The organism is Citrobacter sp. CK195 (assembly GCF_030333365.1).
GTDB classification, from domain to species: domain Bacteria; phylum Pseudomonadota; class Gammaproteobacteria; order Enterobacterales; family Enterobacteriaceae; genus Citrobacter_B; species Citrobacter_B koseri.
Genome location: NZ_JAOWGB010000026.1, coordinates 48,281 through 66,859 on the forward strand (window position 1 = coordinate 48,281; position 18,579 = coordinate 66,859).

The 18,579-nt window shown below is 53.9% G+C and carries 19 protein-coding genes, 2 pseudogenes and 1 other annotated feature; of the genes and pseudogenes, 12 read left to right on the top strand and 9 right to left on the bottom strand.

All coding sequences use genetic code 11. The features are described from left to right. Nucleotides 1-7 precede the first annotated feature (7 nt). The 9 genes from pduO (at nt 8) to OGX93_RS17875 (ending at nt 8,394) form a co-directional block, all read left to right on the top strand. Nucleotides 8-1,015 (top strand): two-domain cob(I)yrinic acid a,c-diamide adenosyltransferase PduO, encoded by a 1,008-nt coding sequence (gene pduO / locus OGX93_RS17835; RefSeq protein WP_286449149.1) that lies wholly within the window; start codon nt 8-10, stop codon nt 1,013-1,015. Continuing rightward, a complete protein-coding gene (pduP, locus tag OGX93_RS17840) occupies nt 1,012-2,397 on the top strand; it encodes a CoA-acylating propionaldehyde dehydrogenase PduP (RefSeq protein ID WP_286449150.1) in 1,386 nt (461 codons plus the stop codon). The genes pduO and pduP overlap by 4 nt, the downstream gene beginning before the upstream one ends. Nucleotides 2,398-2,407: 10 nt before the next feature. After that, the gene (locus OGX93_RS17845) at nt 2,408-3,520 is read left to right on the top strand and encodes a 1-propanol dehydrogenase PduQ (RefSeq protein WP_286449151.1); all 1,113 of its coding nucleotides are present in this window, start codon (nt 2,408-2,410) and stop codon (nt 3,518-3,520) included. Continuing rightward, nucleotides 3,517-4,872 (top strand): 4Fe-4S dicluster domain-containing protein, encoded by a 1,356-nt coding sequence (locus OGX93_RS17850; protein ID WP_286449153.1) that lies wholly within the window; start codon nt 3,517-3,519, stop codon nt 4,870-4,872. Before OGX93_RS17845 ends, OGX93_RS17850 begins: the two co-directional genes overlap by 4 nt. Before the next feature lie 2 nt (nt 4,873-4,874). Next, complete coding sequence (gene pduT / locus OGX93_RS17855) at nt 4,875-5,429, top strand: propanediol utilization microcompartment protein PduT (RefSeq protein WP_012131757.1); 555 nt, start codon at nt 4,875-4,877, stop codon at nt 5,427-5,429. Then, a complete protein-coding gene (gene pduU / locus OGX93_RS17860; protein WP_047462685.1) occupies nt 5,429-5,779 on the top strand; it encodes a propanediol utilization microcompartment protein PduU in 351 nt (116 codons plus the stop codon). Before pduT ends, pduU begins: the two co-directional genes overlap by 1 nt. A gap of 4 nt (nt 5,780-5,783) precedes the next feature. Next, a complete protein-coding gene (gene pduV, locus OGX93_RS17865; RefSeq protein ID WP_012131755.1) occupies nt 5,784-6,236 on the top strand; it encodes a EutP/PduV family microcompartment system protein in 453 nt (150 codons plus the stop codon). Then, the gene (locus tag OGX93_RS17870) at nt 6,221-7,435 is read left to right on the top strand and encodes an acetate/propionate family kinase (protein ID WP_286449154.1); all 1,215 of its coding nucleotides are present in this window, start codon (nt 6,221-6,223) and stop codon (nt 7,433-7,435) included. The genes pduV and OGX93_RS17870 overlap by 16 nt, the downstream gene beginning before the upstream one ends. Nucleotides 7,436-7,527: 92 nt before the next feature. Further along, nucleotides 7,528-8,394, top strand: coding sequence for a GHMP family kinase ATP-binding protein (locus OGX93_RS17875; RefSeq protein ID WP_047462679.1), 867 nt, complete (start codon nt 7,528-7,530; stop codon nt 8,392-8,394). A gap of 33 nt (nt 8,395-8,427) precedes the next feature. Here the strand turns inward: OGX93_RS17875 and OGX93_RS17880 are convergent, their stop codons facing one another. The 4 genes from OGX93_RS17880 to dacD all read right to left on the bottom strand — a co-directional run bounded on the left by OGX93_RS17880 (nt 8,428) and on the right by dacD (nt 12,025). Further along, a complete protein-coding gene (locus OGX93_RS17880; RefSeq protein ID WP_024130204.1) occupies nt 8,428-8,763 on the bottom strand; it encodes a DUF496 family protein in 336 nt (111 codons plus the stop codon). A gap of 172 nt (nt 8,764-8,935) precedes the next feature. After that, the gene (locus tag OGX93_RS17885; protein WP_286449155.1) at nt 8,936-9,994 is read right to left on the bottom strand and encodes an FUSC family protein; all 1,059 of its coding nucleotides are present in this window, start codon (nt 9,992-9,994) and stop codon (nt 8,936-8,938) included. 143 nt (nt 9,995-10,137) lie between these two features. Then, the gene (gene sbmC, locus OGX93_RS17890; protein ID WP_012131750.1) at nt 10,138-10,605 is read right to left on the bottom strand and encodes a DNA gyrase inhibitor SbmC; all 468 of its coding nucleotides are present in this window, start codon (nt 10,603-10,605) and stop codon (nt 10,138-10,140) included. A 247-nt stretch (nt 10,606-10,852) separates the two neighbouring features. Continuing rightward, entirely contained in the window at nt 10,853-12,025 is a 1,173-nt protein-coding gene (gene dacD, locus OGX93_RS17895) for a serine-type D-Ala-D-Ala carboxypeptidase DacD (protein WP_080750383.1), read from the bottom strand. 224 nt (nt 12,026-12,249) lie between these two features. On the opposite strand from dacD, the gene sbcB reads away from it, so the two are divergent. Continuing rightward, nucleotides 12,250-13,674 carry an exodeoxyribonuclease I gene (gene sbcB, locus OGX93_RS17900; protein WP_286449156.1) on the top strand — a complete coding sequence of 475 codons (1,425 nt, stop codon included), beginning with the start codon at nt 12,250-12,252 and terminating at the stop codon, nt 13,672-13,674. A 13-nt stretch (nt 13,675-13,687) separates the two neighbouring features. Here sbcB and OGX93_RS22380 read toward each other — a convergent pair. From OGX93_RS22380 to OGX93_RS17920, 5 genes and pseudogenes are all read right to left on the bottom strand, one after another. Further along, nucleotides 13,688-13,771: pseudogene (locus OGX93_RS22380) on the bottom strand (hypothetical protein); the annotation flags it as partial. A gap of 110 nt (nt 13,772-13,881) precedes the next feature. After that, nucleotides 13,882-15,243: an APC family permease gene (locus OGX93_RS17905; RefSeq protein WP_024130202.1), complete on the bottom strand. Its 1,362-nt coding sequence runs from the start codon at nt 15,241-15,243 to the stop codon at nt 13,882-13,884. Further along, nucleotides 15,233-15,295 (bottom strand): membrane protein YoeI, encoded by a 63-nt coding sequence (gene yoeI / locus OGX93_RS17910; RefSeq protein ID WP_099433339.1) that lies wholly within the window; start codon nt 15,293-15,295, stop codon nt 15,233-15,235. Before yoeI ends, OGX93_RS17905 begins: the two co-directional genes overlap by 11 nt. Nucleotides 15,296-15,456: 161 nt before the next feature. Beyond that, nucleotides 15,457-16,441: pseudogene (locus tag OGX93_RS17915) on the bottom strand (LysR family transcriptional regulator). A 41-nt stretch (nt 16,442-16,482) separates the two neighbouring features. Continuing rightward, nucleotides 16,483-17,307 carry an SDR family oxidoreductase gene (locus OGX93_RS17920; protein WP_012131743.1) on the bottom strand — a complete coding sequence of 275 codons (825 nt, stop codon included), beginning with the start codon at nt 17,305-17,307 and terminating at the stop codon, nt 16,483-16,485. Between the two features lie 175 nt (nt 17,308-17,482). On the opposite strand from OGX93_RS17920, the gene hisL reads away from it, so the two are divergent. Further along, complete coding sequence (gene hisL / locus OGX93_RS17925) at nt 17,483-17,533, top strand: his operon leader peptide (RefSeq protein ID WP_001364200.1); 51 nt, start codon at nt 17,483-17,485, stop codon at nt 17,531-17,533. Next, nucleotides 17,509-17,633 (top strand) — a sequence feature (His leader region). It overlaps the preceding gene by 25 nt. A gap of 45 nt (nt 17,634-17,678) precedes the next feature. Further along, on the top strand, nt 17,679-18,578 hold the full coding sequence (gene hisG / locus OGX93_RS17930; protein ID WP_024130200.1) for an ATP phosphoribosyltransferase: 900 nt from the start codon (nt 17,679-17,681) through the stop codon (nt 18,576-18,578). Nucleotide 18,579: the final 1 nt, after the last annotated feature.

An 18,579-nucleotide genomic window follows, 5' to 3' on the forward strand; every position in this document is an offset into this window, starting at 1 on the left:
GCGGATGATGGCGATTTATACCCGAACAGGAGATTCCGGCACTACGGCCTTATTTACCGGCCAACGGGTCAGTAAAACGCATCCACGCGTCGAAACCTACGGCACGCTGGATGAACTCAATGCAGCGCTAAGTTTATGCGTTTGCGCCACAACCAGCGCGCAACACCGCACGTTGCTCGAATCTATTCAGATGCAGATATTCTGGTTTAGCGCCGAACTCGCCAGCGAAAGCGAGCAGCCGTCGCCGGAGCAGCGCTATATCAGCGCGGAAGATATTGCCGCGCTTGAAGCGGCTATTGATACCGCGATGGGACGCGTTACGCCTTTACACAGTTTTATTTTACCTGGCCGTTGCGAAGCCGCGAGTCGCCTGCACTTTGCCCGCACGCTTGCCCGCCGGGCTGAAAGACGTCTGGTCGAGCTGTCGGCAACCGCCAGCGTCAGGCACGTCCTGATGCGCTACATCAACCGCTTATCTGATTGCCTGTATGCGCTGGCGCGCGCCGAAGATCATGACGCTCATCAGAACAACATCATTCGGGAGGTCACTGAGCGCTACCTGGCCTCAACCCCGGCCTCTGTCGTCAAGGAGCCCTCTATGGCCCTCTCTTTTCACGAGCTTCATCAGTTAACTCGTTCAGCGGTGGCGCGGGCGGAGGCGCTTCAGGTTCCTGTGGTCGTCAGCATTGTGGATGCCAACGGCACCGAAACCGTGACCTGGCGTATGCCGGACGCTCTGCTGGTGAGCAGTGAACTGGCGCCGAAAAAAGCCTGGACCGCCGTCGCCATGAAAACAGCCACCCACGAACTGGCCTGCGCCGTTCAGCCGGGCGCTTCGCTCTACGGTCTGGAAAGCCATATGCAGGGGAAAGTCGTCACTTTTGGCGGCGGATTCGCGTTATGGCGTGATGGTCTGCTCATTGGGGGTCTTGGCATCAGCGGCGGGAGCGTTGAACAGGACATGGATATTGCACAAGCCGCCATTGCGGCAATTAACGTGAGAACACATCAATGAATACTTCTGAACTGGAAACCCTCATCCGTAATATTTTAAGCGAACAGTTGGCGCCTGCGCAGTCCGAAACGCAAGGACACGGTATTTTTCAGTCCGTCGGCGAAGCGGTAGACGCGGCGCATCAGGCTTTCTTACGTTATCAGCAGTGTCCGCTCAAAACGCGCAGCGCCATTATCAGAGCCCTGCGCCAGGAGCTTACGCCGCATCTTGCCACGCTGGCGGCGGAGAGCGCAGCGGAAACGGGGATGGGGAACAAAGAAGATAAATTCCTTAAAAACAAAGCCGCGCTGGATAACACGCCAGGCATTGAGGATTTGACAACCACGGCCCTCACCGGCGATGGCGGCATGGTGCTGTTTGAATATTCACCGTTCGGCGTCATTGGTTCCGTCGCGCCCAGCACCAACCCTACCGAAACCATTATTAACAACAGCATTAGTATGCTGGCTGCGGGCAACAGCGTTTATTTCAGCCCGCATCCTGGCGCGAAAAACGTCTCACTCAAATTGATCGGCATGATCGAAGATATCGCCTTCCGCTGCTGCGGCATCCGTAATCTGGTCGTCACTGTCGCAGAACCGACCTTTGAGGCAACTCAGCAAATGATGGCGCATCCCAATATTGCGGTGCTGGCTATTACTGGCGGCCCCGGCATTGTTGCGATGGGAATGAAAAGCGGTAAAAAGGTCATTGGCGCCGGGGCAGGCAATCCGCCCTGCATCGTTGATGAGACCGCCGATATCGTCAAAGCGGCCGAAGATATCATCAACGGCGCAGCGTTCGATTACAACCTGCCCTGTATCGCAGAAAAAAGTCTGATTGTCGTAGAGAGCGTCGCTGAGCGCCTGGTTCAGCAAATGCAGGCTTTCGGCGCATTGCTGTTAAACGCTGCGGATATCGATAAATTACGCGCCGTCTGCCTCCCGGAAGGTCACGCGAATAAAAAACTGATCGGGAAAAGCCCTGCCGCCATGCTGGAAGCCGCCGGTATTGCCGTTCCCGCAAAACCGCCGCGTTTGCTTATCGGTATCGTCAGTGCCGACGATCCGTGGGTAACCAGCGAACAGTTGATGCCAATGCTACCCGTCGTGAAGGTCGATAATTTCGACAGCGCGCTGGCACTGGCGCTAAAAGTTGAAGAAGGCCTGCACCATACCGCCATTATGCACTCGCAGAATGTCTCTCGCCTGAATCTGGCGGCGCGCACCTTACAGACCTCTATTTTTGTGAAAAACGGCCCTTCCTATGCCGGTATCGGCGTTGGCGGCGAAGGGTTTACCACCTTTACCATCGCCACCCCGACCGGCGAAGGGACAACCTCAGCACGCACATTTGCCCGTTCCCGTCGCTGCGTACTGACCAACGGCTTTTCAATTCGCTAATGAGGTCGTTATGAATACGTTTTCACTACCAACCCGATTGTACAGTGGCAGAGGAAGTCTGGATGTGTTGACGCGTTTTACAAACCGTCATATCTGGATTATCTGTGATGGATTTCTGGCGCAATCACCGCTGATCAATACGCTGCGCGACGCCCTTCCAACGGATAATCGCATCAGCATATTCAGCGACATCATCCCGGACCCTACCATCGGTACGGTAGTGCAAGGTATTGCGCAAATGCATGCCCTGCGACCGGATGTGGTCATCGGCTTTGGCGGAGGATCGGCGCTCGACGCGGCAAAAGCCATCGTCTGGTTCAGCCGTCAGTTCGGCATCGAAATTGAAACCTGTGTTGCAATTCCCACCACCAGCGGCACCGGTTCCGAAGTCACCAGCGCATGCGTCATTAGCGATCCAGAAAAGGGCATTAAATATCCGTTATTTAATAAAGCGTTGTATCCAGATATGGCTATTCTCGACCCGACGCTGGTTGTCACCGTTCCGGCAAATATTACCGCCAACACGGGGATGGACGTCCTGACGCATGCGCTTGAAGCATATGTGTCTCCGCACGCCAGCGACTTCACTGACGCGCTGGCGGAAAAAGCCGCGCAAATCGTCTTTCAGTATCTGCCCGTTGCGGTCAGGAAAGGGGATTGTCTGGCTACCCGTGGGAAGATGCACAACGCCTCAACGCTGGCGGGAATGGCGTTTAGCCAAGCAGGACTGGGGCTGAACCATGCTATTGCCCATCAGTTAGGCGGCCAGTTTCATCTGCCGCACGGGCTTGCCAATGCACTGCTGCTGACATCGGTCATCCGCTTTAACGCCCACGATCCCCGGGCGGCAAAACGATACGCAAGACTCGCGAAAGCCTGTCAACTCTGCCCCGCCAGCGCAAACGAGACGTCATGCCTCAATGCGCTGATTCATCAGATTGAGCAGCTCAAAACACAGTGTGCGATTCCTTCATTCGCCCAGGCGCTTAAAGAGGGACGACAGGCGTATTCACAACGAATCCCTGTCATGGTTCAGGCGGCGCTGGCTGATGTGACGTTAAGAACCAACCCGCGTACCGCCGATGCCAGCGCGATCCGGGAACTTCTTGAGGCGTTGTCATGAATACCGTCAGCGCCATTGAACAGGATAGCTATGATGCGCAAACCATACGCGATCGAGTACGTGCTGCGGGCGTGGTTGGCGCCGGGGGTGCGGGTTTCCCCGCCCACGTCAAACTACAGGCGCAGGTTGAGATCTTTTTGGTTAATGCTGCTGAATGTGAACCGATGCTCAAGGTTGATCAGCAATTAATGGCGCAGCAGCCCGCGCGCCTGATTCGCGGCGTGCAGTACGCCATGAAGGCAACCGGCGCACACGAGGGGATTATTGCGTTAAAAGAAAAATACCGCGATGCGATTGAGGCATTAACCCCCCTGCTACCTTCCAGTATCAGGCTGCATATTTTACCGGATGTCTACCCGGCCGGGGACGAAGTGCTGACCATCTGGATGGCGACAGGCCGACGCGTTCCGCCTGCGGCGTTGCCAGTGAGCGTCGGCGTGGTGGTCAATAATGTTCAGACCGTACTGAATATCGCCCGTGCGGTAGAACAACAGTATCCCGTAACGCGCCGCACTCTTACCGTTAACGGCGCGGTTGCAAGGCCGCTGACCGTCACCGTTCCTGTCGGTATGTCTTTACGCGACGTTTTAGCGCTTGCAGGCGGCGCCACCGTTGATGACCCTGGATTGATTAACGGCGGCCCTATGATGGGAAGCCTGGTGACATCGCTGGATTCACCGGTGACAAAGACCACCGGCGGCCTGTTGGTGTTACCAAAAACCCATCCCTTGATTCAGCGACGAATGCAGGATGAACGCACCGTTTTGTCTGTTGCAAAAACCGTTTGCGAGCAATGCCGGTTATGTACTGATTTATGCCCCAGGCATTTGATCGGCCATGAGTTATCTCCCCATTTACTGGTACGTGCGGTGAACTATCAACAGGCCGCGACACCGCAACTCCTGCTTAGCGCGCTGACGTGTTCAGAATGCAACGTTTGCGAAAGCGTGGCATGCCCGGTGGGGATCTCCCCCATGCGCATTAACCGTATGCTGAAACGTGAGCTACGGGCGCAAAACCTTCGTTACGAAGGCCCGCTGAATCCCGCCGATGAAATGGCGAAATATCGGCTGGTGCCGGTTAAGCGATTGATTACCAAACTGGGGCTCAGCGACTGGTATTACGACGCGCCGCTAACGGACGTCGCCCCTTCAACAGACAAAACGACGCTGCTCTTGCGTCAGCATATTGGCGCCAGCGCCGTTCCCTGCGTGCAAAAAGGTGAACGCGTTGTCCGTGGACAGTGTGTCGCCGATATGCCATCTGGCGCGTTAGGCGCTCCCGTTCACGCCAGTATTGACGGCATTGTCAGCGACATTACTGAACACGCCATCACGGTTGTAAGAGGTTAACCATGTCTCAGGCTATAGGTATTTTAGAACTCACCAGCATCGCTAAAGGAATGGAAGCAGGCGATGCCATGCTGAAAAGCGCCAGCGTCAATTTACTGGTCAGTAAAACAATCTGTCCGGGTAAATTTTTACTGATGCTGGGCGGCGATGTCGGTGCGGTACAGCAGGCCATCGAAACGGGCACATCGCTGGCCGCAGACATGCTCGTGGATAGTCTGGTGCTGCCGAATATTCATGCCAGCGTGCTGCCTGCGGTCAGCGGGTTGAACAGCGTTGATCAACGTCAGGCCGTAGGGATCGTGGAAACCTGGAGCGTAGCAGCCTGTATCAGTGCCGCCGATCGCGCCGTTAAAGCCTCCAACGTGACGCTGGTGCGTGTCCATATGGCGTTCGGTATTGGCGGAAAATGTTACATGGTGGTGGCAGGCGATGTCTCCGATGTCAACAACGCCGTTACGGTAGCCAGTGAAAGCGCAGGCGAAAAAGGACTGCTGGTTTACCGCGCCGTGATCCCCCGTCCGCATGAAGCCATGTGGCGACAGATCGTGGAGGGATAATGGAAAAGCAACCGACAACGGAACGCATGATTCAGGAGTATGTTCCCGGGAAACAGGTAACGCTGGCGCATCTGATTGCTAACCCCGGTAAAGATCTCTTTAAAAAACTGGGTCTGCCGGATGCGGTATCCGCTATTGGGATCCTGACCATTACGCCCAGCGAAGCCTCGATTATTGCCTGCGATATCGCCACCAAATCCGGCGCGGTCGAGATTGGTTTTCTTGACCGTTTCACCGGGGCCGTCGTGCTGACCGGCGATGTATCAGCCGTCGAGTATGCGTTAAATCAGGTGACCAGAACATTGGGAGAAATGATGCGTTTTACCGCCTGCCCAATTACCCGGACATAACGCCATGAAACGCATTATGTTAATCGGCCCCAGCCAGTGCGGGAAAACCTCTCTTACACAGAGTCTGAACGGCGAAGCGCTTCATTACCAGAAAACACAGGCTATTGTCTGGTCGCCCGGCACAATCGATACACCGGGCGAATATCTGGAGAACCGCTGTCTGTATAGCGCGCTGCTGGCAAGCGCCTGTGAAGCTGACATTATCGCGCTGGTTCTTAATGCCGATGCGCCGTGGTCGCCCTTCTCCCCCGGTTTTACCGGCCCAATGAACAGACCCGTTATCGGGATCGTCACCAAATCTGATTTGGCGGATTCGTCACGTATCTCATGCGTGGAGAACTGGCTGATTCAAGCCGGTGCGCAGAAAATTTTTGTCACCAGCGCGCTGATGAAATCCGGGATTGATGAAATGTTTGTTTTTCTGAGTGCTAAGGAACCCTTATGTCTCACAAAATAATGGCGATTAACGCCGGTAGCTCGTCGCTAAAATTCCAGTTGCTGGCAATGCCGCAGGGCGAAATGATCTGCCAGGGATTAATCGAACGTATCGGAATGGCGAACGCCAGAGTCACAATGAAAACATCCGCGCAAAAATGGCAGGAAACGGCCCCCATCGCCGATCACCGCGAAGCCGTTACCCTGCTGCTGGATAAGCTCCTCAGTCATCACATCATTAATACCTTACAGGATATTGACGGCGTGGGTCATCGCGTGGCGCACGGCGGAGAGTTCTTTAAGGATTCGGCGCGCGTGACCGATGAAACGCTCGCTCAAATTGAGCGCCTTGCCGAACTGGCCCCGTTGCATAACCCGGTTAACGTGCTCGGTATTCATATTTTTCGCCAGTTGTTACCCTCAACGCCTTCTGTGGCCGTATTCGATACCGCCTTTCATCAGACGCTGGACGAGTCGGCCTATATTTACCCTCTGCCCTGGCGTTATTACACCGAGCTGGGTATTCGCCGCTATGGTTTTCACGGTACCAGCCATAAATATGTCAGCACGGCATTAGCTGAAAGACTGGGCGTCCCGCTCAGCGCCTTACGCGTTATTTGCTGCCATCTGGGTAATGGCAGCAGCATTTGCGCTATCAAAGGGGGGCAATCCGTCAATACATCAATGGGATTTACGCCACAATCAGGCGTGATGATGGGAACCCGTAGCGGAGACATCGATCCCTCCATTCTGCCCTGGATTGCAGAGCGTGAAGGGAAAACGCCCCAGCAGCTTAATTATTTATTAAACAATGAGTCGGGGCTGCTGGGCATTTCCGGCGTTTCGCATGATTACCGCGACGTTGAGCAGGCCGCCGATGGCGGAAATCGCCGGGCGGCGCTTGCGCTTACGCTATTTGCTGAGCGCATTCGCGCGACAATCGGCAGTTATATCATGCAAATGGGCGGTCTGGATGCGCTCATTTTTACCGGTGGAATCGGCGAAAACTCCGCCCGTGCCAGAGCGGCAGTCTGCCATAATCTGCATTTCCTGGGGTTGAGTATTGATGAGGAAAAAAACCTGCGCAACGCTACGTTTATTCAGGCTGAAAACGCAGTGGTGAAAGTGGCGGTCATTAATACCAATGAAGAGCTTATGATCGCGCAAGATGTGATGCGGATTGCGTTAAGTGACAAGGTCACATTTGACGTTTCCGCCTGATTTTGCCCGACTGCAACTTGCGGAAAATCATGGTAATAGCGCAATCGCCGTGACACTATGCGCCGAGGATTGCTGACCAGAAAGGTGAAAACGTGGCTGTTGCGCAATGCCCCGCGTCATGCGGAGAACTTATCCAGGGCTGGATTCTGGGCAGTGAGAAACTGGTCTCCTGCCCTGTCGAATGGTACAGCACCGTGGAAGTAAGCTCGGGCGCTCCCCTTGCGGATGAGCGTCCCCTTTCACGCGCAATGGTCAATCGGCTACTGGAATACTGGCGCTACCCTGCGCAGTGGAGCCAGGAGATTCGGATCGCAGTGCATTCCACCATTCCCGTCGCCAAAGGGATGGCCAGCAGTACCGCAGATATCGCGGCAACGGCGGTCGCAACCGCACACCATCTGGGGCATACGCTGGATGAACCCACGCTTGCACATCTGTGTGTTTCGCTTGAACCCACCGACAGCACCATTTTCCGTCAACTGACGCTTTTCGATCACAATGACGCCTCTACGCAAATGGCTTGTGAAGCGCAACCACAGCTTGATCTTTTAGTCCTCGAAAGCCCAATAACGTTGCGCACGGCGGATTATCACCGCATCCCCAGACTGGAACGTCTGCATGCGGGGGCAGCGATGTTGCAGCAGGCATGGGAAAGAGTGCAGGAAGCCTGCATAACGCAAAACCCTCGTCGGATGGGGGAAGCCGCCACGCTCAGCGCTATCGCCAGCCAACAACTGTTACCAAAGCCAGGCTTTGATGCCCTGCTGGCGCTGGTGGAAGCCTGTGATTTATACGGTCTGAATGTGGCGCACAGCGGAAGCGTTGTCGGGCTGATGCTGGACAGGCAGCGCCATGACGTTGACCATATTAAGTGGGAACTCGCACAACGAAAACTGACGGAACACTGGCCCGATCAGCATTTGCTGAAGATGGTCACTGGCGGGGTTGAATTACAGTGAGGAACACGCGGCGTTCCCCACTGCCACAGGCTGTTACTCTGCTTTTGCGTCGCCGTTTTTCATTTCGCCCATCGCTTTCAGCTTTTTAGAAATGTCGCGGCGTTCTTTAGAAATTTCTGCGTTTTTGATGATGTAATCATCAACGCGGTCCTCATAGTCGCTCTTCATGCTGGCGATGATGCCCTGGATCGCTTCAACGCTCATACCTGGCTTGATGTAATCGCTCAGGTTGTCCAGCAGCAGAACACGCTTCTGGTTGTCACGGATCTTTTTCTCAACGTCCTGGATTTCACGTTGCAGTTTGTTCTTACGGCGGAACAGACGAACAAATTCCAGTACGTCCTGGAAAGAAGGCTTGTTGGTTTCCATTTTTACACCCCTGATAATGTGAGATTCGGATTCGTTTAAGCAACCGCTATACGTTAGGGTAAACATTACTTTTAGCCGTTGCAGATGACAATGGTTTTATCCTTTTTCAGTATCATACCCTTAATCGGTGCTGAATCGAAGCAGCAGCCGAATCACGAGCGTCATCTGCTTTTTATTTGCGCAATGCCCGGCAGATCAAATGGGAGAGCAGCTCCAGTTGCCGCGCCGTCTCCATACTTAGCCAAACATAGCCATGAATAGGCGTTTCAGCCACGGTATTGCCATGATGCTCGTTTATCAACTGGCGCAGCTCCGCGACAATCTCATTGAGTTTTTCCGTGTTTGCCAGTACCGGTTGCGGGTTGCCTTCGAACAACGCATGGGCGATGGTGAGTAACGTTTGCTGCGTCATTTGCTGCGTTTCGCGCAGCGTGTGCGCATTCAGCATCACAAAATGGCTGGCACGAGATGCCCAGTGTGCATTAATTTGCAGCTCAAGCATACAGACCAGATTGCGGTTCACGGTTTGAATCGCTTCGAATATCGACTTTTGAATGCGGGTTTCTTTACTGGCTGGCGTAATCAGCCCACGCATTGTGACGACGTCGCTCAGCAGTTTCTGTAAATGCTTCTCCAGCCGGGGACGCTCTAACAAATTTGGCGACAACGCGGCCTGATAGACCCGATTGTACGCCGTCACACAATGCGCCATCTGAATGCGCCAGTGTAAAAATGCGCGTTGCGGCCAGATGCCGGTGAACAGCATCGCCAGCAGCGAACCTAAAATAACATCCCCGCCGCGCCACAATGCCGTGTTCATGTCGCCTGCCGGCGCGCCTACCACCACGGCGAGCGTGATGCCGATCAACAGAGCCTGATACGGCTTTTTCCCTAACGCCAGCCAACCGCACAAGAACATTGCCGCAGCGCACCAGATCAACATCAACGGGAGGGAAAAAAGCTCCAGACGTAACGCTACAAGGCCTAATACCGATCCCAGAATCGTGCCGCCGATACGCTCAAACGCACGGGGAACCACGTTCCCCCAAAAGGAGATCGGCCCCATAATGACGACCAGTGTGATCAGCGGCCAGGTGCCTTCCGGGATGTTGAACAGTCGAACCAGCAGGAAAGTGAGAATAAACGCCAGCGCAATGCGAATGCCGTGTACAACACGATAATGGCGATATAAACGAATTTCAAAGGGACTCAGCGATTTATCAGCCCGCACTCACGCACTCCGTCTGGAAATGACCAAAAAACGAATTGTACCCGCTTTTGCAGCGAAAATATCACTATAGCGGACAGGACTCGCACGTAAATCCCCCCGTCACGACGCCCATCCGCCGGGTACTGCGTACCATTCACACAGGGCTATTTCGACTGTACGGGTACATACATTTCAATGTCCCAGTACCCGTCTTCCGTTCCATTGTTAAGATAGACCTCAAAACACGGTTTAGCCGCTATCTGGTAGTGATTGTCCTGTAACAGGCTATTGAAAAACTGATACCAGGGCGTCGCGAAATCATGATTCTCAACGCGCGCCACCGCTGTCGCATACTGCCCGCCGGCGATCTCCGTCAGGATGACGCCTTCGCTATTTTTCGGAATGGTGAAATTATCCGGGACAGACACCACCGTATCGCAGCGGAGTTTTTCCGCCGGAACCTCATCTGGATTATCGTAGTAAACCGCGATCCATTCGAGCGGAACAACCTGATTCCCGTCAACCCACATCATGAGTTGTTCAAAACCTTGCTTCACCGTTTTTTCCCACGGGCCAACCATGTGAAAACCGGCGATATTACGCTTCTCTGCCTGCCTGATTTCGTAGTCCATACTGCCTCCGATAGTTTCACTGAGACTGATAGCACACCGTCGACCTGATGGCGCTACGCGTATCAGGTCGACGGTGTTCCATAATGCATTGAAGTCAGCGCCGGATAAGGAAGCGATGTCCCCTCCGGCAAATCTTATACTGTATATAAACACAGTATAAGATTTTGCATATAAAGGTCACAAGGAAATCATGATGAGTATGTGAGCAGACTCGCACTCTTACCAGTCTGCCGTGTCAGAAAAGGGGTTACGCCTTATGGTGGAAGTAATCGCTCAGTCGGGAAAAAACGCCGCCTTTGCCAACAGACTCCAGCGTCACCAGAGGCCAGTGCGCCACCAGCTTATCCCGATCGTATAGCTCAATTTCACCGACCCGCTGATGTGCGGCAATAGGGGCTTCAAGTTCTTTTTTATCAAGGGCATACCGGGCCTTAATATGCGGAATTTCAGTTTTCGGCAGCGCCATCCAGAAATCCTGCTCGGTGCCCAGAGCAATATTTTCTTTATCGCCGTACCAGATACGTTCCGTGCCAACCTGTTTGCCACTGCGTAAAATTTGTACCGTATCGAAATTTTGCTGCCCCCATTGCAACAACTTACGTGCCTGATCTTCGCGCCCTTTCGCGCTTTCCGCACCCATCACAACGGCGATAAGACGACGCTGCCCGTCCACGGCGGAGGCAATCAGGTTAAAACCCGCGCCGGAGGTATGGCCGGTTTTCAGCCCGTCGATATTCATGGTTTTATCCCACAGCAGTCCGTTACGGTTCTGCTGGGTAATACCGTTCCATGTCAGGCTCTTTTCACTGTACATATGATAAAACTCAGGCTCACCGTGAATAATGGCGCGGGACAATACCGCCAGATCATAGGCTGAGCTGTGCTGGCCTGGCGCATCCAGTCCGTGTACCGTTTCAAAATGGGTATCCTGCAACTTCAGGGTTTCAACGTAGTGATTCATCATGGCGACGAACTGCGGTTGCCCTCCGGCGATGTAATCCGCCAGCGCAACGCAGGCATCGTTTCCAGAGTCAACAATCAGCCCCCGGCTGAGATCCCGAACCGAAACGCGCTCCCCTTGTTTCAGAAACATTAATGAAGATCCCACAAAAACCGGGTTGTCTTTGGCCCAGGCATCACGTCCAACGGTTACGATATCGTCCGGGCTAATACGATGGCTGTCGATAGCGCGATCGACAACATAGCCGGTCATCAGCTTGGTCAGGCTAGCCGGGTTACGCCGCTGATGTTCATTACCTGCGGTCAGAATTTGACCCGTGGTGTAATCCATAAGTACCCATGACCCTGCCTGAATGGCCGGAGGCTGGGGAGAAAAATCTGGCACATCGGCAGCCAGAGCGGAAGAAAGATTCATCGCGAGAAGTGAAGCGGCAATAAACAAACGGCGTTTCAACACTATTTCCTCAGGAAAGTCATAATTTGCCGTTCTTTTTACGGAAGTTCTGATAAACAAACAGGGATAAATTGCAAGAAAATGTGACATAACGCACGTTTTTCTATGCAGTGCCGGGCAGCGTAACCTTAACGCTCCCAATAACGACTCAGAAGCTGATAACACCGCCAGGATTTGATACCCTGCTGCGCAGAACCGCGCAAACGCACAGTAACGGATAGAACTGAACAATGAATGACGGCAAGCAGCACCCTACCTTCCTGTTCCATGACTACGAAACCTTCGGGACTCACCCGGCGCTGGACAGACCCGCACAGTTTGCCGCCATCCGCACGGATAGCGACTTTAATATTATTGGCGAACCTGAAGTCTTTTACTGCAAGCCCGCCGATGATTACCTGCCTCAGCCAGGCGCTGTGCTCATCACCGGGATTACGCCGCAGGAAGCGCGCGACAAAGGAGAGAACGAAGCCGACTTTGCCAGACGTATTCATTCACTGTTCACCGTGCCAAAGACCTGTGTCGTCGGCTACAACAATGTCCGTTTTGATGATGAAGTCACGCGTAACATTTTGTATCGCAACTTCTACGATCCCTATGCCTGGAGCTGGCAGCACGACAACTCGCGCTGGGATTTGCTGGATGTGATGCGCGCCTGCTATGCCCTGCGCCCGGAAGGCATAAACTGGCCGGAAAATGACGACGGATTGCCCAGCTTCCGCCTTGAGCACTTGACCAAAGCCAACGGGATCGAACATGCCAACGCGCACGATGCAATGGCAGACGTGTACGCCACCATCGCTATGGCGCAACTGGTGAAGTCGCGCCAGCCGCGTCTGTTTGACTACCTTTACACGCATCGCAACAAACATAAACTGGCGGCGTTGATCGATGTGCCGCAAATGAAACCGCTAGTGCATATCTCCGGTATGTTTGGCGCCTGGCGCGGCAACACCAGTTGGGTTGCGCCGCTGGCCTGGCATCCAGAAAACCGCAACGCGGTCATTATGGTGGATCTGGCGGGCGATATGTCGCCATTACTGGAGCTGGACAGCGATACCCTGCGCGAGCGGTTATATACCGCTAAAGCCGACCTCGGCGATAACGCCGCAGTTCCGGTAAAACTGGTACACATCAATAAATGCCCGGTACTGGCTCAGGCTAATACGCTCCGCCCGGAGGATGCCGATCGCCTGGGGATTAACCGTCAGCACTGTCTCGATAACCTGAAAGTGCTGCGCGATAATCCGCAGGTACGCGATAAGGTTGTGGCAATCTTCGCTGAGGCCGAGCCGTTTACGCCGCCTGAGAACGTCGATGCGCAGCTATACAATGGCTTTTTCAGCGACGCCGATCGTGCCGCCATGAAAATCGTGCTGGACACCGAACCGCGCAATTTGCCCGCGCTGGATATTACGTTTGTCGATAAGCGGATTGAAAAACTGCTGTTTAACTATCGCGCCCGTAACTTCCCTGGGACGCTGGATGAAACCGAACAGCAACGCTGGCTGGAGCATCGTCGTCAGGTGTTTACGCCAGAGTTTTTGCAACGGTATGCGGAAGAGTTACAGATACTGTATCAGCAATATGCTGACGATAAAGAGAAACTGGCATTGCTGAAATCACTCTGGCAGTACGCAGAAGAGATTGTCTGAGGAGCCACGCGTCGCTTTTGCCGGATGGCGGCGTAAACGCCTTATCCGGCCTACAAACAGTGAGGAGTGTAGGCCTGATAAGCGAAGCGCCATCAGGCGTTGGCGTTGTGCCGAAGGACGGCCGATGACCTTATCCGGCCTACAGATTTTTGCATAAAAAAACCGGAGAACATGTCTCCGGTTTTTTACCTGTGAAAGGTCATTTCATTACTGTGCGATATCTTCGTACTGCGGTACCGGATTGCGGAAGCTTTTGGTCACGCAAGCCAGATACACCAGGCCAATACCCGCCCAGATCAGACCCAGAGTCATTGAGCTTTCTTCCAGGTTGATCCACAGTGCGCCAACAGTCAGCGCGCCGCACACCGGCAGAACCAGATAGTTGAAGTGGTCTTTCAGCGTCTTGTTGCGCTTCTCACGGATCCAGAACTGGGAAATCACGGAGAGGTTCACAAAGGTAAACGCCACCAGCGCACCGAAGTTGATCAGCGCCGTCGCCGTGACCAGATCGAAGTTAATCGCCAGCAGTGCGATCGCGCCAACCAGCAGCACGTTCCACGCCGGAGTACGCCATTTCGGATGAACGTAGCCGAAGAAACGCGTCGGGAATACGCCGTCACGACCCATGACGTACATCAGACGGGAAACGCCCGCGTGTGCCGCCATACCGGATGCCAGTACGGTCACGCTGGAGAAAATCAGCACGCCCCACTGGAAGGTTTTACCCGCAACGTACAGCATGATTTCAGGCTGTGATGCATCCGGGTCTTTAAAGCGCGAAATATCCGGGAAGTACAGTTGCAGGAAGTAAGACGCCGCGATAAAGATCAGGCCGCCAATCAGCGCCGTCAGGAAAATCGCGCGCGGAATAACGCGCTCCGCGTCTTTAGTCTCTTCAGACAGAGAAGAGATACCGTCAAAGCCGAGGAACGAGAAGCACAGGATTGTCGCACCGGTAATCATCGGCACAACGTGCGCGCCTTCAGACCAGAATGGACGGGAACTTACCAGCGTACCCGCACCTTCGCCGTGAGACACGCCGTAGATAATCAGGCCGACGATCACCGCTACAATCCCCATTTGCAGAATAACAATCAGGGTATTGAAGTTAGCGACGGTCTTGATGCTGCGCAGGTTAGAGATGGTCATAAAGGCCACCAGCGCCACCACAAAGATCCACGACGGCACTGTCGGCACCAGCGCTTCAAAGTAAATTTTCGCCAGCAGAATGTTGATCATCGGCATGAACAGGTAGTCCAGCAGCGATGACCAGCCCACCATAAAGCCTACGGTCGGGCTGATGGATTTCTGGGCGTAAGTGTACGCGGAGCCAGCGGACGGGAAACGACGCACCAGTTTACCGTAGCTCAACGCAGTAAAAAGAATCGCGATCAGCGCAAAGGCATACGCCGTCGCAACGTGACCGTCAGTGAGGCCTGAGACGATACCAAATGTATCGAACAGCGTCATCGGCTGCATATAGGCAAGACCCATCATTACAACCGGAATCAACGTAAGCGTCTTACGCAATTCCACGCGAGAGGTGTTTGGAGTAACGTTATGCGACATGGTCATTCCCCTTTACGGCGAATGCCGTCGCGTAAGCAAAAAATTGCCCCATTTTCTGGATTCCTCAGCGACAACAACTGTCGGTTTTTAGTAAGTATCTATCCGGTACGAAGCCCGGCCTCTTTTATTGAATGATTGGTTTGATGCAAAAAAATAACCGACGCGTATTAAAACGTCGGTTAATGTCATTTTTTGCAAGCGGCGCATTGTGCACTAAATTAAGGCGAAATGACAAGAGAATGAGAGCCCCGTCAAAAAATATTTTTTATTAACTGTTTGATTTCCCAGCATCCCCCATTGTATAGACGCCAGCAATAGCACTATTTGCTAAAATTTTATCTCGCCACCACGCGCTGGCCAGTCCGGCCGTCTGTTCGTTCCAGCCCATCCACACCGGCTCCGACACGATCTGCGCCGCCACGTTCTTCTCAATAAGCGCACCGCTGTCCAGAAAGCGTTGCGCCAGATAGCGCGGTAAATACCCACATCCCAGGCCGCTGATTTGCAGTTCCAGTTTGGTTTTAAAATCAAAAACCGTTATAGCTTCCTGATCATCAAGCAATTGCGCGCTTGCCGAACACGCCGGATGCGTCTCATCGCCGACCACAATCGCGCGGAACCGTTTTATTGTGCGCCGACTCAACGGCTCTTCTTCCTGCACCAGTGGATGATGCGGGGCAATCGCAAAAACCTGCTCAAGCTCTCCCAGACGAGCAAAACCGAAACCACTGGCGTAGGGCGGATCGTGCATCGCGCCAACGATGATATCCGCCCGCCCCTGCGTCAGCGCCTCCCAGGAACCGCCCAGTACGCCATTTATGAATTTCAGGCGCGTTACGCTGTGATGTTGGTAGAAGGATTCAATGAGGGGAGTAAGGAGAGAAAAAGGAAACGTATCGTCCACACCGATGACCAGTTCGTTCTCCCAACCTTCGTGAAGTTTGATGGCCTGCTTTTCCAGTTCGCGCACGGTATGCAGAACTTCCCGGCCTTTTTCCAGCAGCATCTGACCGGTGCGGGTAAACTTAGCCCGATGCCCGCTGCGATCCAACAGTTGGATATTCAGATCGCTTTCCAGTTTATGGACGGTATAGCTGAGCGCTGACGGCGTCTTAAACAATTTTGCCGACGCCGCCGCAAAGCTCCCCTCTTTCTCTAACGCATCGAGAATCATCAGAACGTCCAGCAGTGGTTTCATACTCGCCCCCTTGCGGTGTATGGCGGTAGTCTGCTGGCGCGTCACTCCATCGGCATCACCAGCGGGTCGGGATACTGGTATTCAAACCCGAGTTCATTACAAATCCGGCTGCCATCAATAATCTTGCCTTTATCGTTACTCTGGCTTTCCAGAAAATGCGGCGGTTCCATACCCAGCAAACGCGCCATCTGCGGATAAAACACATTACGCGCCGGATGCGAAGGCGCACATATATTATAGATGTGTCCCCCTTTAGGTGCCTGTAACAGCAGAGTAATAGCGGCAATCACATCTTCCAGGTGGACCAGATTCACACCTTGCTGGCCGTCAGGCGCGGTTTTACCGGCAAAGAAACGCCCCGGATGTCGTCCTGGCCCTACCAACCCGGACAGACGCAGAATATCGACGGAGGTGCCGGGCAGATTGTGCAGCCAGTCTTCGAGCTCCTTCAGGATGCGCCCACTCGCCGTGACGGGATTACGCGGCGTATTCTCTTTCACAATGCCGTGCACATCGCCGTACACTGACGTGGAACTGGTAAAAATGATACGCGGAACGTGATACGCCAGCGCGCTGTCGACCACCTCCTGTATTGCCTGGCGGTAAAAATCTTCCCCCGGCCCGCTACGGCGAGCGGGCAGCGTAATGACCAGAGCATCCACATCCATCAGCGCATCAAGATCGTCCGTTTCGCAAACCAGCTCAGGTTCCAGGCGCAGCGGATAGCTCTCAATGCCGCTCATGCGGGCCGCTTCCACGCCATCCTGCGTGGTTTTCGTGCCAGTAACCTGCCAGCCTCTTGCCGTCAGCGACATCGCCAGCGGCATTCCTAACCATCCTAAACCGACAATTGCGACCTTTTTCATGCGTTCTCTCCTGACTTTAACGCCATCTTATCTAAGGCTACGCCAGCCCGCCGGGACTGACAATTCATACCTTCAATATGAAATGAATTAATGATGAAAAAAAGCCCTTGCTTTCCGGCGCTAAAGTGGTTTAGGTTAAAAGGCATCAAATGAATAAGCATTCATCGAGAATTTTATGACACGCGTTCAATTTAAACACCACCATCATCACCATCATCCTGACTAGTCTTTCAGGCGATGTGTGCTGGAAGACATTCAGATCTTCCAGTGGTGCATGAACGCATGAGAAAGCCCCCGGAAGATCATTCTTCCGGGGGCTTTTTTTTGTGCGCGATTCAGACCGGTTCAGACAGGATAAAGAGGAAAAAAGAATGTTAGATAACACCCGTTTACGCATAGCTATTCAGAAATCAGGCCGTTTAAGCGATGATTCACGCGAATTACTGGCCCGCTGCGGTATTAAAATCAACCTGCACACCCAGCGTCTGATTGCGATGGCGGAGAATATGCCGATTGATATTCTGCGCGTGCGTGATGACGATATTCCCGGCCTGGTCATGGATGGCGTTGTCGATCTGGGAATCATCGGGGAAAACGTTCTGGAAGAAGAACTGTTGAGCCGCCGCGCGCAGGGCGAAGATCCGCGCTACTACACCCTGCGCCGTCTCGACTTCGGCGGCTGCCGCCTCTCGCTGGCCACCGCCGTCGATGAAGCCTGGGACGGCCCGGCTTCCCTTGACGGTAAGCGTATCGCCACCTCTTACCCGCACCTGCTTAAGCGTTATCTGGATCAGAAAGGCGTGTCGTTTAAATCCTGTCTGTTAAACGGTTCTGTTGAAGTCGCTCCGCGTGCGGGTCTGGCCGATGCCATCTGCGATCTGGTGTCTACCGGAGCGACGCTGGAAGCCAACGGTCTGCGTGAAGTCGAGGTGATTTACCGCTCCAAAGCCTGCCTGATCCAGCGTGACGGCGAAATGGCGGAAGCCAAACAACAGCTTATCGACAAACTGCTGACCCGTATTCAGGGCGTTATTCAGGCGCGTGAATCCAAATACATCATGATGCATGCGCCGAGCGAGCGTCTGGAAGAAGTCATCGCCCTGCTGCCGGGCGCAGAGCGTCCGACCATTCTGCCGCTGGCGGGCGATCAGCAGCGCGTCGCCATGCACATGGTCAGCAGCGAAACCCTGTTCTGGGAAACGATGGAAAAACTGAAAGCGCTCGGTGCCAGCTCTATTCTGGTGCTGCCAATTGAAAAGATGATGGAGTGAC

Coding starts and splice junctions, on each gene's coding strand:
- pduO (WP_286449149.1), top strand. CDS start 8: ATGGCGATTTATACCCGAACAGGAGATTCCGGCACTACGGCCTTATTT.
- pduP (WP_286449150.1), top strand. CDS start 1,012: ATGAATACTTCTGAACTGGAAACCCTCATCCGTAATATTTTAAGCGAA.
- OGX93_RS17845 (WP_286449151.1), top strand. CDS start 2,408: ATGAATACGTTTTCACTACCAACCCGATTGTACAGTGGCAGAGGAAGT.
- OGX93_RS17850 (WP_286449153.1), top strand. CDS start 3,517: ATGAATACCGTCAGCGCCATTGAACAGGATAGCTATGATGCGCAAACC.
- pduT (WP_012131757.1), top strand. CDS start 4,875: ATGTCTCAGGCTATAGGTATTTTAGAACTCACCAGCATCGCTAAAGGA.
- pduU (WP_047462685.1), top strand. CDS start 5,429: ATGGAAAAGCAACCGACAACGGAACGCATGATTCAGGAGTATGTTCCC.
- pduV (WP_012131755.1), top strand. CDS start 5,784: ATGAAACGCATTATGTTAATCGGCCCCAGCCAGTGCGGGAAAACCTCT.
- OGX93_RS17870 (WP_286449154.1), top strand. CDS start 6,221: ATGTCTCACAAAATAATGGCGATTAACGCCGGTAGCTCGTCGCTAAAA.
- OGX93_RS17880 (WP_024130204.1), bottom strand. CDS start 8,763: ATGGAAACCAACAAGCCTTCTTTCCAGGACGTACTGGAATTTGTTCGT.
- sbmC (WP_012131750.1), bottom strand. CDS start 10,605: ATGGACTACGAAATCAGGCAGGCAGAGAAGCGTAATATCGCCGGTTTT.
- sbcB (WP_286449156.1), top strand. CDS start 12,250: ATGAATGACGGCAAGCAGCACCCTACCTTCCTGTTCCATGACTACGAA.
- OGX93_RS17905 (WP_024130202.1), bottom strand. CDS start 15,243: ATGTCGCATAACGTTACTCCAAACACCTCTCGCGTGGAATTGCGTAAG.
- OGX93_RS17920 (WP_012131743.1), bottom strand. CDS start 17,307: ATGAAAAAGGTCGCAATTGTCGGTTTAGGATGGTTAGGAATGCCGCTG.
- hisG (WP_024130200.1), top strand. CDS start 17,679: ATGTTAGATAACACCCGTTTACGCATAGCTATTCAGAAATCAGGCCGT.